The organism is Blastococcus sp. SYSU D01042, assembly GCF_054050515.1.
The window spans coordinates 186,865-200,461 of the sequence record NZ_JBJGZM010000005.1 but is presented as its reverse complement, the minus strand read 5'-3'; the positions used below and the strand labels follow the sequence as shown (position 1 = coordinate 200,461).

Sequence of the window (13,597 nt, the reverse complement as noted above, 5' to 3'; positions counted from 1 at the left end):
AAACTGGAAACGGTTCTACGTCAAAAACTTCACGTAACGTGTCGCCCATCGTCGATAGCATGCAGCCTGCCGAGGACCGCAAGCCTCCTGTCCACAGCCCTGAGGAGCAGTCATGCCGGCCTACTGGGACGTCAGTGCCACCACTCCTGTCGACCCCCGGGTGGCCGACGTGGTGGTGCGGTTGATGACCGAGGCGTTCGGCAACGCCGGCAGTCGCACGCACGAGTACGGCGCGGAGGCGCTCTCGGAGGTGTCGATGGCACGTCGGCGGATCGCCGAGAGCGTCGGCGCTGCTCCTGAGGAAGTCGTTTTCACCTCCGGCGCTACCGAGGCGGACAATCTCGCCATCCTGGGCCTGCGCGCACATGGCGAGTCCACCGGACGGCGCCACCTCGTGACCACCGCCATCGAGCACAAGGCTGTGCTGGAACCCTTCGCGCAGCTGGCGAAGGTCGGTTTTGAGGTCGACTTCATCCCGCCGCAGACCAACGGCATTGTCGATGCCCAGCGGATCCTGGAGGCGATTCGCGACGACACGCTCCTCGTGTCCGTCATGCACGCGAACAATGAGACAGGTGCCATCCAACCGATCGAGGACATCTGCCGAGGACTAGCTGATCGAGAGGCATACCTCCACGTGGATGCCGCTCAAACCTTCGGCAAGCTCAACGAGGAACTCAGCTTGCCGCGCATCGACCTGTTGTCGTTGAGCGCTCACAAGGTCTTCGGCCCCAAGGGAGTGGGCGCTCTCATCGCACGCCGCCGAGGGTGGCGGCGGCCACCCTTGGAGCCGCTGACTTTCGGCGGGGGCCAGGAGCGTGGCCTGCGCCCCGGCACGCTGCCCGTACCGCTCATTGCCGGCTTCGGTCTTGCGGCTGCACTTGCCAACTCGGAGCGGGATGAGCGTCGCCGGGCGACCGAGGCGCAACGGACTGCGGTCCTCGACGCACTGAGCCCGGCGGAGCCCCAGCTCAATGGCGACCCCGACCGACGCTTGCCCCACATCCTTAACGTCTCGTTCCCGGGCGCCGATGGAGAGGCTGTGATGCTGGCGTGGAGAGACCTCGTCGCGGTATCCAACGGGAGCGCGTGCACGTCAGCCAGCTACCAGCCCAGTCACGTCTTGACGGCCATGAATCTGCCTGAGCCACGCGTCCGTGGTGCTGTGCGACTGTCGTGGTGGCACGACGCGGAATCGGTCGACTGGTCTGAAGCAGCTCGCCGGGTCAACGGTCTCCGCGGGATCTAGTGGGCGCGCGATCTGACGAGGCGATGACCGCGCAGCTCGACACCGCAGCGAGCCAGTTCGGCTTCCCAGCCCTGCTCTAACCCGATGACCTCGGGCCGGTCGTAGAGGCCCGCCCGGACCTCTTGCGCCGTGAGTCGGCGGTATTTCGGCGACGCCGCATCCTCTGGGGCGAGGAACTCTTCCTTTCGGTGGAGCAGGGGGCGATTGTCCCGCTGCTCGTAGGACGTGAATGACGCGTCGAGAGATGACATCGATACTGCGTAAGACCAGGCGAGACGCGGGTGCGGCTCTGTTTCGAAGGTGGGGTACGACGACCAGGCCACCTGGCGCCCGCTGTGATTGAGCTTAAGGATCGCCCAACCTTCAGGACGGCCAGCCGCCACGGCTCCACAGTGCTCGTACAGGCGAAGCACCACGGGCATTAGGTTCACCGCTCGGCGGTGCACGTACAGAGCTGTCGGGGTCAGCTTGCCGACGCTGTTTCGCATGGCGCCCCGTAGATACGAGTCATCTCGCAGCTTGAGGAGTAGTCGGTCGGCCCGGGCACACGCCTCTCGATAGCTGTTGAAACAGGCGCGAAGGTCCAGCTGTATGCCGAGCGGCAGGTCGTTCATCCGCGGCCGCCCCGAGAAGACAGACACCCCGAGGAACAAGAGCGTGTCCAACAACGTGCGGGCTCGACCATGCTCAACCCGTTCACGCGCCGCCCCATCCACGACCATCCGCCGCAGCTCCGACTGCCGTACGTGACGCAGCAAGGGCAACAGGCGATCGGGGTACTCCTCGATCGCGGGCAGACGCCCCCTGCGCTCGAAGTAGTCAATCACGGCTGCGATGGCCGACGTCTCCTCCTCACTGCCCAACCAATCGCCCTCGCCAGTCGTCCTTCGAGCAAGGAACCTCAGCCGTTCGGTCTCGGCCTTGAACGCATAGACGACCCCGGGCGCGCCGGCCGCGGTGCGGGCTCCCGTCACAGCCTCCACGAGGGTGCGAAGCTCACCGGGGCTAAAGAGTCGCTGGAAAGTGTGCCGGCTCGTCACGGTTCCGTCAGCGAAGTTGTCGCCCGTGACCCGACGCTTCTCCCACGAGAGCCGAGCGCTCACGACTAGCACGTCTCCCGCGAGTGACCACGCTTTGCGGAGCGTGTCCAGCCGCTCGGTCGCGTCCTCGATCACGTTGAGCACGTAGACCAGCAGGACGGCATCACTTTGCTCGGGAATCGCCTCGCGCGCGAAGTGGGGATCCCACCCATGCGCCTCCATTCCCATGGCACGGAGTCTCGCGACGTCGCCCCCGCGGCCGCTTCCGAAGTCCAGCACCGACGAGTCACGACGCAGGACCCCGTCCTCCAGGGCCCGGCGCACTGGCATCGAAAGCTGCTGGCGGGCGATCGCAGTGCGGTGGCGCAGTACCTCAACTTCGTAGGGGGCCACAGCGGGAGGCTAGGCGACCAGACCGCTGGAAGTTACCCCCGATGTAGCAGCCTGGTCATCCTGCAGGGCTCCGGCACTTGTGGCCCATTGGCCACCTGCGTCGCAGGCGCTACTCCATCGGGGCACACGCTGGGCGTCGCAGCGCCTGTTGCGCCCGAGCCAGCGCACAATGCCGTTTGGACACCGATCAGCCGACCACGGGACTGGTTCCGGGGATGCCCAGCAGACCCCGAGGGCCACTGCATGCGCACGGGGGCACGTCATGGCACCAGCGAACGAGGACGCCTCGACCGTCGGGGAACCCCTCCTCCGTTGGGTCGACGCTTTCCCGTGGCTCGACACCGCCGCCCGGGAGGTCGGAGGTGACGTCAACGCGTGGTGGCTCCAGCCCATCGACCCGGTCGGGAGCAGTTCTCGGTCGCAACACCTCGCCCGAGTGACGGACCTCGCTCTGGAGCGGCTCAGCCGCTGGACGATCGGACAAATTTTCCCGGGGCTTCCCGGAGACGTCGTCCTAGAAAGCTTGAACCTCAACACGAGGATCAGGAACGTCTTCGCGCGCTTCGGCTATCGGACCGTCTCCGACCTCCAGCACATCTGGCTCGGAGACATGCTGGACTGGCGGAACGTCGGGATCGGCAGTGTGGAGAGCGTCCTTCGCACGTTCGGAGACGCGGCTACGGCCCGCACCGAGCCGCTCGTGGAGCGACCTCCTGTTGACCGTCCCCCGCTTCAACAGGACATGTTCGACTGGACGAGCAAGGAGTGGCCGACAGAGTGGGCGATGCCCTCCTCAGCTGCCCCACTCGTGGGCGAGCTCAACCGTCTCGCCACGTGGTTCGCTCTCCTCGGACGCACCGACCTCCCCATGCTGACCGATCCGCCGCTCTTGGGCATGCCCGACGACCTACAAAACCTCCAGCGGCAACTCAGCGAGGTCAGTGCCACCGACGTCCTCGGCGAGGAGACCGAGCGCCTCGGCGCCGCCGCACTGATCGAGTCGGCTTTCAGCATTCTCGAACCGCGTGTACTAGACGTCCTCGCCCGACGATTCTTCGCAGACACGCCGGAGACCCTCGATGACCTCGGCCAACTCCACGGCGTCACCCGCGAGCGCGTGCGCCAGCTGGAGGCGAAGGCCCGCGCCAAATTGGTTGATCTCCTCGAACCCGAGGGTCCCCTCGCTGACCTCGGCGACGTGGTCCGCGCACAGATACAGGGGGTACTCCCGCTCGCAGACGTGCTCACCGCGATGCCGTCGCTCGCCGACGAGGTTGAGAGCGTCGGGTGGCCAGTGTGGCGCGTGCTCGACCGCCTAGACGACAGCTATGAGATCGACGCTGGGTGGTGCGCAACACCATCCATGGCGAGCGCCACAGCAAAAACTCATGCACGTCTGGAGGACCTAGCTGACCGGTACGGCGTTGTCCGCTTGGAGGACTACGGCGACATAGCGCCGGTGGGGACCCTTCGACACCCACTTGGAGTGCTCGAGGCGTGGGTGAAGCACTGCGGCTATATCGTTGATGGCGCATTCGTTTACATCCGCACGCAGTCCGTCGGGGACCGCGCTGCCGCAATCCTGTCCGTCACGGGTTCTCCCATGTCTGCACAGGAACTGGTCGATCGCTTCGGTGTGGAGCGGAGTACCGGTTCACTAAAAAACGCCATGTCGACGGACGGCCGGTTTGTGCGTGTGGATCGGGACCGCTGGTCCCTGAGCGAGTGGGGTCATGAGTCCTACGGCGGGATCCGCGACGTGATCCGACAGCAGGTCGCCGCTCATGGTGGCGAGGTCGTGCTCGAGGAGCTCATCGAGCACATCACCAGCCGATACAGCGTCTCTGCGAGCAGCGTGATCGCGTACGCGAGCGCCCACCCATTCGAAAACGGCCATGGCACCGTGCGGATCTCCCGAGGAGACCGGACGGCGAAGAAATCACCTGAGCGGACTCGCCGGCTTTACCGACGGGGTGACAGCTGGCTGTACCGAGTCTCCGTAACGACGGACCACCTCCGCGGCAGCAGCTCGGTTGCACCTATCGGCGTTGCCAGCGTCGCCGGGGTCGAGCCGGGGACGACTCGGCACCTCGAGTCCCCCCTGGGTCCTCAAGCCATTGCTTGGACTGGTCTCCAGCCGGCTTTCGGCACCATCCGTAGATTCCTCGTACACGACGACGTGGGAACTGGTGAACAGGTGTTCTGCGTCATCCACGACGACGGGCGGTTCGATGTTCAGCGCGTTGCGCCGCTGACAGGCGACCTCCTCGCCGACGCCCTCCGGCTCGTCGGTCATGACGACAGGCTGCTCGGCGAGGAAGCGCTTACCGCACTAGGCGCTGCGATATGCCTCCCCGAGGGCGCCACCCCGGTCACCGTCATCGGCGGCTATCGGGAACGCGGCGACGAGGACGTCGCCGATCTGCTGGTACAGGTCCGTGATCAGCTCACCGATGCCGTGGCCACCACGCCCGTCGCAGAGACGGACATCAGCGACATCTTGGACCTGCTGTGACGGGACCCCTCGCTGATTCAGTTCCGTCCGCGGGGCTCAGATCGCTCCATCTCGCTGGGCGCTACCGCAGCGACCGAGAAAATGTCGTCCAGTCATTTTATGTCCCGGCTCTCTCATCAGCGACCAGCTACAGCCGCGCCGTCGGCTACTTCACCTCGACCAGTCTCGCCCTTTTCGCGCGGGGCATTAATCGCCTCGCGGAACGGGGCGGGAGCATGCGACTAATCGCGTCACCACACCTGGATCCAGCCGACATCGCCGACATTGAGCGAGGCTACGAACTACGGGAAGTTGTCGAACGCGCCGCCTTGCGCGAATTGGGTAGTGAAGAGACACCCCACATCCTCGACGGACTAAGCCTCGTTGGACGGCTCATTGCTGACGGCGTACTGGACATCAAGCTTGCATTCGTTGAGCGCCATGGTCGGATCGGTATCTACCACGAGAAGTTGGGCGTCCTTCGCGACGGCGCTGGTGATTTGGTTGCCTTCACAGGCAGTGCAAACGAGACCATGGGAGGTCTGCTGGCCAACTTTGAGTCTATTGAGGTGTACCACGGCTGGGTGCCTGGAGACGGCTCAAGGGCTCTTCGCCTCGAGGCAGACTTCGAGGAACTGTGGAATGACGCTACGCCAAACCTGAGGGTATTGGACTTCCCCGAGGTCGCCCGGGACCGACTCATCGAGGTGGCCCGCGAGAGGCCGCGTGCTGAGCCACCCGAGACGGATGAAGCCCGCACCGCAGCGACAGCGCCAACGAATGACACCGCCCGTCTCGACATCCCATCCAGTGTGATCTCACGGCTCTATCAGCGAGAAGCCGTGGAGAGGTGGCTACGCAACCAAGGGCGGGGCATCCTCAAGATGGCCACCGGGACGGGAAAGACCAAGACGGCGCTCATGGCCGCGACACAGTTGAGTCGTGTGCTCGCCCGACGCGAAGAACCGCTCGTCGTCCTCGTCCTCGCCCCCCTCCAGCACCTCGTCGACCAGTGGCTGGATGAGGTGGAGGCTTTCGGTGTCCGGCCGATTGCCATTTACGAGTCCAGCGATCGATGGTTGCCCGTCGTCGAGGAACAACTCATGGCGTCCCGCCTCGGGCAGCGACCCGTCGTAGCCCTTGTGGCGACGAATGCTTCGTTCGCCGGCCCTCGATTCCAGGATGTCTTGAGCCGCATCTCCCAACCGCTGCTGGTTATCGCCGACGAAGCCCACAACCTAGGTTCGGCGACGTACCGCGCCGCTCTGCCAGAGCGTGCGACATACAGATTGGCGCTCTCTGCCACCCCGGAGAGGTGGTTGGACGACGAGGGTACGGCAGCCCTGGCCGACTACTTCGGCCCCGTGGTCTACGAGCTTGACCTGGGGGGCGCCATCGAGCTGGGCGCCTTGTGCCGGTACCGGTACGTTCCGCGCCTGGTCGAGCTGACGGAAGCTGAGACCACGCTCTATGCGGACTTGACTGCGCAGATCGCCCTGCGCCTTGCAGCCGGTGAGACCTTCTCCGACGACTCGGACTCCGCCCTGGGTCAGTTGCTCCGCAAGCGGACGGGCGTTCTCGGTCATGCAGCCGGGAAGCTGCCCGCGCTTCGCCAAGACGTAGAGCAGCGAGCGCGCGACTGGTTTCAGCTCGTCTACTGCGCCGAGGGCCGGCGTCCGAGCGAATCCGGCGAGCTACCTGGTCCCAAGCAAATCGACCAGGTGATGGACCTGCTCGGCAATCAGCTTGGCGTCAGCGCTCACACCTATGTCTCCGACACACCCCGCCGAGAGCGTGCCGCGTTGTTGCGCCGGTTTGCATCCGGCGCGGACTTGCGGGCGCTCGTAGCGATGCGGTGTCTCGACGAGGGCGTGGACGTACCTGATGCCCGGCTTGCGTACCTGCTCGCCAGCAGCAGCAACCCGCGGCAATTCATTCAGCGACGGGGTCGCATCCTGCGGCGAGCCCCGGGCAAAGAGCGCGCCGAGATTCTCGACTACATCGCCGTCCCTAAGGAGGGCGCCCCTGTCAACTTTGATGTCGAGCGCAAGCTGTTGATTCGCGAGCTGGCTCGCGTCAACGAGTTCGGGAAACTCGCCGAGAATTACGGCGATACCCTGGCCGCACTACGCCCACTCAAAGAGCGCTATCAGTTAATGCACCTCTGACCCGGCGTTCGGTGATAAAGGAATGATGCAATGACCCAATCAAGCCGCTCCGAACATGAAGTTCTCCAGCAGATGACAGATATCGAGCGCGCACTATTGAAGCGCATTCTGGAAATCGAACGCGCCAAGCTGCACATTACCGCGCACGATCCGACCGACGATCTCGTCCGCGTGGTCAAGGAGATCATTCCATGAGATTGCACCAGATCACGCTCACCAACTTCCGCCAGTTCGCGGGACAGCAGACCTTGCCGCTCGCGTCTGATGAGCTGCGTCCGGTTTCGCTCGTGTTTGGAGCGAACGGTGCGGGAAAGACGACGCTGCTCAACGCCTTCACGTGGGGCCTCTACGGTGTCGTCTCCGAGGACGTCGAGGAACAGCACCGAATGATAAATGACGGCGTCTGGCGTGCGACCCCTATCGGGGGCGTCGCGGAACTAGCCGTGGAATTGCACTTCGACCACGATGATCGGAATTACCGACTTCTTCGCACCGCCAGTCTGCAAAAGGAGTCCGACGAGCAGAGGGCGCCGACCGCAGCGCTGCACTTGTGGGAAACGATGCCTGATGGCTCGTCTGAGGTTGTGAGCGCACCGCAAGAGCGGGTTCTGAGCATTCTCCCGATGGGCGTAAGCCGATTCTTCTTTTTCAACGGTGAGCGCATTGAAAAGTTGGTGCAGAAGGGGGCCTACAGCGAGGTCCAGCAGGACATCAAGGTCCTCCTGGACCTCGAACAGGTGGAACGAGCCCTCCAACACTTGCCGAAGGTCGATCGCCGGTTGACAGCGGACTTGAAGAAGCATGGCGGGGACAGGGCCAGCGAGATCCAGACGGCGATCGACAACCTGCTCGACCAGCAAGCTGCCGGTCGGGACGAGCTTTCGGTCCTGGAACACGACCTCGCGCTTCTCAGCGAGGAGCGGGAGGAGGTCACCGAGCTGCTTCGGCAGAACGCGACCGCGGCACCGCTCCAGCGGGAGCGTGACTCCGTAGTTCAGGAGCTCGAGGAGGCTCGTGGCGCCCGCCGTGCAGCTGAAGTTGAGCAAGCGACGCTCATCGCGACACGAGGCTTCATCGCCTTCTCGGATGACCTCGCCGATACGACCATCAGCCTGGCGCAGAAGCTCTACCAGCGCGGAGCTCTGCCAGCCCCTCTGAAGCGAGAGTTCGTCGACCAGCTGCTCGACGAACAATCGTGCATCTGCGGCACACCACTGGCCGAGCACTCCCCTGCTCGCCACTCCGTTGAGGACTGGCGCCAGCGCGCGGGGCTTCAGGCCGTCGAAACCGCTTGGCAGCGGCTACACGGTCAGCTCGAGCAGTTCGGCAAGGCACGCGACCAGCTCCATGAGGACCTCCAGCAGGTCGCCAAGCGCATGACCAGCGAGCACGAACGGGTCGACCGTCTGGAAGCACGTAAGACGGAACTGGATCGTCAACTCAAAGACAGCCGCCTGGAAGAGGTCCAGTCCCTGGAGAGCAAGCGACTGGACCTCGAGGGCCGCATGGCCACCAAGCAACAGCGCCTGGGGGTCGTCAGGTCCAACCTGGACTCGATCGTGAAGCAACTGGAGCAGAAGGAGGTCGAGCGGAACCGTGCGGCCGTGACGGATGAGCTCGCCGCCAAGGCGAGGTCCAGGTCCGAGCTCGTGCATTCTGTGCGTCGTGCCCTTGAGGAAATCCTCGCCATTCGTTCCGAGGAGATGCGCCGGCGACTTGACCGCAAGCTCAAGGACGTCTTCGCAAACATCTCGATCAAGCCGTACGTCCCTCGCCTAACTGACCGTTTCGAGCTCTCCCTCACGCAAACGATCGACGGTGTTGAGCTGCCAGTCCCGAAGTCAACGGGTGAAAACCAGATCCTGAGCCTGTCCTTCGTCGCGGCGGTGTCCGAGCTGGCTCGTGAGATCCGCAAGGAGCGCCGCGCCGAGGGCGACGCACCTCAGGATGCAGGTTCGTACCCGATCGTGATGGATGCCGCCTTTGGTTCCCTGGACGAGAACTACCAAAAGGAGGTCTCGCGAGCCCTCGCTGAGATGGCCCCTCAACTCGTCGTCCTGGTCAGCAAGAGCCAGGGACTGGGCCACGTGGTCGAGAACCTGTTGCCTCACGTGAGCCACCTAGGCGTGATCGTCACCCACACGTCTCAAGCCGACGTGTCGGAGACTATCGAGCTAGAGGGCATGACCTACCCATACATCAAGTCCGACGCAGTCTCCAACCACGCAGAGCTTGAGGTGATCAGGTGACAACGCCCCCGGCCGACGTCCGAATTCGTCGTCCGCAGCAGCACGAGGCCCTCCTCCAGGAGATGCGTGACGAGGCAGGGTTCTCGACCTTCCGAGACGGTCTGCTCTTCGCCGCCGCGCTGGGGGTGCGCCACGGACGTCGCTCACCCATTGGCCAGTCGGCCGGCGACCCAATCCGGTACGAGACACTCACCGGGCCGGCCTACGCGGAAGCATTAGTCAGCATGATCGCGGCGAATGAGACCCCAGATGACCCCGAGATCATGGATGACCGACGGCTCGAGGAACGAGTGCGGATTTTTGAGGAGTACGCCAACGGCGGTCTCGAGTACCTGCAGGAGCAGGTGAACGTTCGGCACCAGCCGATCTCGGTGATTGTGGTCGATGAGGTGACCAACGCGCTCACCGCCACCGGAGGGTCGTCACCCGCATCCGTAGAGGAGCTCCTGGACGGCGTCAACTGGTAATGGACGCTTGCGAATCGGGTGGGCAAGGCGCGCTGCGGTCGAGTTCATCCAAGAGCTAATCCGAGCTCCCCGCAACCGCGCAGGAAGGCGGCCGTCGTCGTCATCGAATCGACGACGACGGCGCGCCGCAACAGCGGCCTCACGAACGAACACCGTCCCTAGAACTTAAGCAATGCCTGAACGGTCTCGAACAGATCATCTTCTCTTTTGGAAACGCGAGACACTGACCAGAGCCTCTTCCGGGCCAGCGCCTTCGTGTGGCGAACAGACGAGGCTCGATAGACATCACGCTTATCGACGAACGGAGTGTTGCTCTTTAGCCGGTTGTCTCTTGCCTCGAGCAGCGTCAGGTTTCCGAGATGATGCTTAACGAGTTCCAGTTCATCATCACGATCCGCAACGCGGGCCGTCTGTGGGTAGATGTGGTCGATATGCGCTAGATCTGCGTCCAAGACAACCGCCTGGTCTGGAGCGGGGATAGGGCTCCGCTTCTGCGGATCGGAGGCCAACCAGCCGTGGAAGTCCTCCAATGCCGCGAGGACCCATCGAATATTACCCCGCTGGCCGTTCTTATCGTACCGCAAACGGTCCTTAAGCCTATCGACGATCTCGTCATCCGGCAGCACCTCCTCAGCGAGTTCACAGAGTTTTGCGACAAGATCATCGGCCTGCAGTTTTCCGCTTTCTCGCACGCAGACGGCGTGGTCATAATAAACCTTTGCAGCACGATCCGGATGGCCGCCGCCAATATTCTTGTACCGAACAGCAAAGCGCTCTACCGCCACTACTAGCCTAAGAAAGTCCGACTCCTCCAGTATCGCAGCGCCCGCAAGCAACAGCGGATGCGCTAGTTCATGCCGTAGCGTCTTAATCAGACGTCGAACCCGGATCGTGTATGCGATGGGCTGCCTACTGTTGGCGTACGGCCATTCGGCCCGCTGGAGCTGCCCGAACAATGCAATTTCTGAGTGCATGCACTGCAGTGTGTCAACCAGACGCTTGGCCCGTGCCTGATCCGTTGTAGACTCGCCCTCAATCGAGAAGACATGGCGCCTATAGTCCTCAACCAGTTCCCATACATCGGCACGCTTGCCAGTGACGCTGGGGAAGTAAGCCCGAAGAAAGTCCTGCACGACCCCTGCACGCTCGCTGAGGATGCCGTCCCAAGCGAGGGCGGCCTCCTCCTGTTGCACCTTGAAGCGCTCCAGGTACTCCAACGTCGCCGCGCGAAGCAGATCGCCTTCGCTCAGCTGCATGCCGCGGTCATTCAATACCATGAATAGCTTGTATGCAGCACTCATGTCGTTGGCGCTTAGCTTGATGAGAATGCAGCAGTTGAACAATGCGTACTGTAGGGCTAGGAGCGCCCTGAGTCGCTCTGCTTCGGAACCCTGGCTCACGAAGATTGGTGCAAAGAGTTCCCGCCACAGATTTGAGCGAGCGTTAAGCAGGAGCTCTTGACTATCCCGTGTCGCTGCGAAGGATTCGCCTCGAAGAACTGCGCTATACGCCGCCCGGTCCGCTGGTGTAGGCATGAGTCGTGGCTTATCGGCGGCAATCCCGGTCAACGGGTCAGATTGCCGGATCCAGACAAAGGATTCACGCAGGTCCTTCGCATTGCCGGCGGCAGCATACGCGGTAGCGTCATCGCCGGACACTGCTGCTCGGTTCTCCAGCCGGTCATAGGCTTGGCCCAGCAGGGCTGCGATGATCACAAACGTGGTCAAGCGTTGTTGACCGTCGATCACGCTCCAGCTACTTGCTCCCGCGTCGTGGACCACGACGATTCCGCCAAAGAAGTGCTGCGTTGGGACCGCGCCCGCGGCCAGCGATGTGGCCAGCTGGCGAACATCCCTAGCCAGGTCTACTACCTGCTCCTCGTCCCACGAGTACGCTCGTTGATAGCGAGGAATGCTATAGGGGCCATCGTTCTTGAGAAGCTCGCCAAGCGGCTTGAGTGCCGGCTGGACTATTGCGGGTCCTCCGATAGATGGAGTCTTGGCCTGATGTAGTAGGTCATCCGGTACGGTGCTGAGTTGCCCTACGCAGTACTCGGCCGGCAGTTGTTCGGGGAGACGCTCATTCGCAATATCCGAACCCGATCGAGCAATGTCCGCGTCGAGCTGCAGTGAAACGGTATCGTTCTTGTACCGCCCTACTACTTCCCTATCCATCTCCGAAGCGGATGACAGACCGTGTTGGCCGTCGGTATCGACGAATTGCAGCTGTGCGAGTTTCATGGCACAGCCGGCGGGATTCCGGAAGGTTGGGCCAATTGAAGTGCCCCGGTTCGCTGCAAGTTGTCGCAAGGCGTCGCTCAAAGCGATCACCTTGGGATGCTCCTTCGCGCGCAGCCCCTCCTCTTTGAAGAGCGAGTAGGCCAAGACGGTCTCTTCCCGAGACCACTTTTGCGGACGAGGAGCCATAGGGACTTTCTAGCGGATGAGGGCTCGGCTCAGGCGCAGGCTCACTCGATTGAGGTCCTTTGCGTTCGAAAGCTCAGGTGGCTGTCAGGGGCTCACCGGCCGCCCCCATCGACCACATCTGCGGGCGGGGCTCATACTTCGTCGCCACATCCCAGCGGACGGCGCCGTTGACAACCTCCTTGCGGAAGTTTCCCACAGCCGTCCGCGCCAGCTCCGGGTCCGCAGCCACACAGGGCATAGCTCCAGGGAATGCTTCTCAACCTCGGCGTCGTCCACCGACTCCCAGGCGAGCCCGGGTTCGACGGCAAGCCGACCGTCGATCTCCTCGCCGAACAGCGCCAACGCTGCCGCCTCGCGGCCGATCAGCCGCGACAGGATGACGAAGTGCCCGCCGCCCGGATGCGTCCCGGGCTTGAGGAACCCGCACAGCAGCCGCGCGTCCCGCCACGATCCGCAGGTCAGCCCCCAGCAGCAGATCCATGCCGGCGCCCGCGGTCGTGCACGGGCCACCGCCGCGACCGACGCAGGCACGGAACTGATCCGGCGGGTGGTGACACGACAACGGTCACCGAGACCTAAGGAAGTCAGCGCCTGAGCGGGGAAGCCCTTCCTCAGCTCCCCGTGCGCGCAACCGCGACATCCGGCCAGCCCGGTCCGGGCCGGAAGCCTTGACCCCGAGCCGACGACGAGTCGGGGTTCGCGACAAGCCGCAGCGTCGGCCCCTGTGACTGCGCCTCCCGGCGAGGGAGGTGGTCCCGGCACCAGCGCTCGCAGTCGGCCATCAGGTTGCCGGTGGTCATCGGGCGGGGGTTCCCACTGGACGGCATGCCGGACAACGCTGCGCAGCTCCTTGGCTCAGGAGGACGGTTTCGGCGTCCCCACCGCCGGGTGCTGCCGGGCACGGTCGTCACCGGCCGAAGAACGGCCGGGCACCTACCGGGAGCGCGCCGGAAGACGGCGAAGGACGCAGGACAAACCATAGAGGGCGCCCGTGTCCGAGCCAGGCATCCCGATGACCGGCGCGCCTCACTCAGCTGCCCCCCTCCCCCCGAAGAGCAAGACGGTCGCGCCGTGACGGCATTGCGGCAGACATCGATCACGGCCAAGGTGA

At 63.7% G+C, this 13,597-nt stretch carries 8 protein-coding genes; 6 read left to right on the top strand and 2 right to left on the bottom strand.

The window, feature by feature from the left end; genetic code table 11:
• Window positions 1–112 precede the first annotated feature (112 nt).
• Window positions 113–1,249: a cysteine desulfurase DndA gene (gene dndA, locus ACI79H_RS11855; protein WP_456554592.1), complete on the top strand. Its 1,137-nt coding sequence runs from the start codon at window positions 113–115 to the stop codon at window positions 1,247–1,249.
• Here the strand turns inward: dndA and ACI79H_RS11850 are convergent.
• On the bottom strand, window positions 1,246–2,682 hold the full coding sequence (locus tag ACI79H_RS11850) for a DNA phosphorothioation-associated putative methyltransferase (protein WP_456554591.1): 1,437 nt from the start codon (window positions 2,680–2,682) through the stop codon (window positions 1,246–1,248). The genes dndA and ACI79H_RS11850 overlap by 4 nt on opposite strands.
• Before the next feature lie 262 nt (window positions 2,683–2,944).
• On the opposite strand from ACI79H_RS11850, the gene ACI79H_RS11845 reads away from it, so the two are divergent.
• From ACI79H_RS11845 to ACI79H_RS11825, 5 genes are all read left to right on the top strand, one after another.
• Window positions 2,945–5,197 carry a sigma factor-like helix-turn-helix DNA-binding protein gene (locus ACI79H_RS11845; protein ID WP_456554590.1) on the top strand — a complete coding sequence of 751 codons (2,253 nt, stop codon included), beginning with the start codon at window positions 2,945–2,947 and terminating at the stop codon, window positions 5,195–5,197.
• Between the two features lie 215 nt (window positions 5,198–5,412).
• The gene (locus ACI79H_RS11840) at window positions 5,413–7,344 is read left to right on the top strand and encodes a DEAD/DEAH box helicase family protein (RefSeq protein ID WP_456554589.1); all 1,932 of its coding nucleotides are present in this window, start codon (window positions 5,413–5,415) and stop codon (window positions 7,342–7,344) included.
• A gap of 30 nt (window positions 7,345–7,374) precedes the next feature.
• Window positions 7,375–7,539, top strand: a complete 165-nt coding sequence (locus ACI79H_RS11835) for a hypothetical protein (RefSeq protein WP_456554588.1) — start codon at window positions 7,375–7,377, stop codon at window positions 7,537–7,539.
• Window positions 7,536–9,593, top strand: a complete 2,058-nt coding sequence (locus ACI79H_RS11830; RefSeq protein WP_456554587.1) for an AAA family ATPase — start codon at window positions 7,536–7,538, stop codon at window positions 9,591–9,593. Before ACI79H_RS11835 ends, ACI79H_RS11830 begins: the two co-directional genes overlap by 4 nt.
• Window positions 9,590–10,060, top strand: coding sequence for a DNA phosphorothioation-associated protein 4 (locus ACI79H_RS11825; protein ID WP_456554586.1), 471 nt, complete (start codon window positions 9,590–9,592; stop codon window positions 10,058–10,060). Before ACI79H_RS11830 ends, ACI79H_RS11825 begins: the two co-directional genes overlap by 4 nt.
• Before the next feature lie 158 nt (window positions 10,061–10,218).
• On the opposite strand, the gene ACI79H_RS11820 is transcribed toward ACI79H_RS11825, so the two are convergent.
• Entirely contained in the window at window positions 10,219–12,444 is a 2,226-nt protein-coding gene (locus ACI79H_RS11820; RefSeq protein ID WP_456554585.1) for a DUF262 domain-containing protein, read from the bottom strand.
• Window positions 12,445–13,597 lie beyond the last annotated feature (1,153 nt).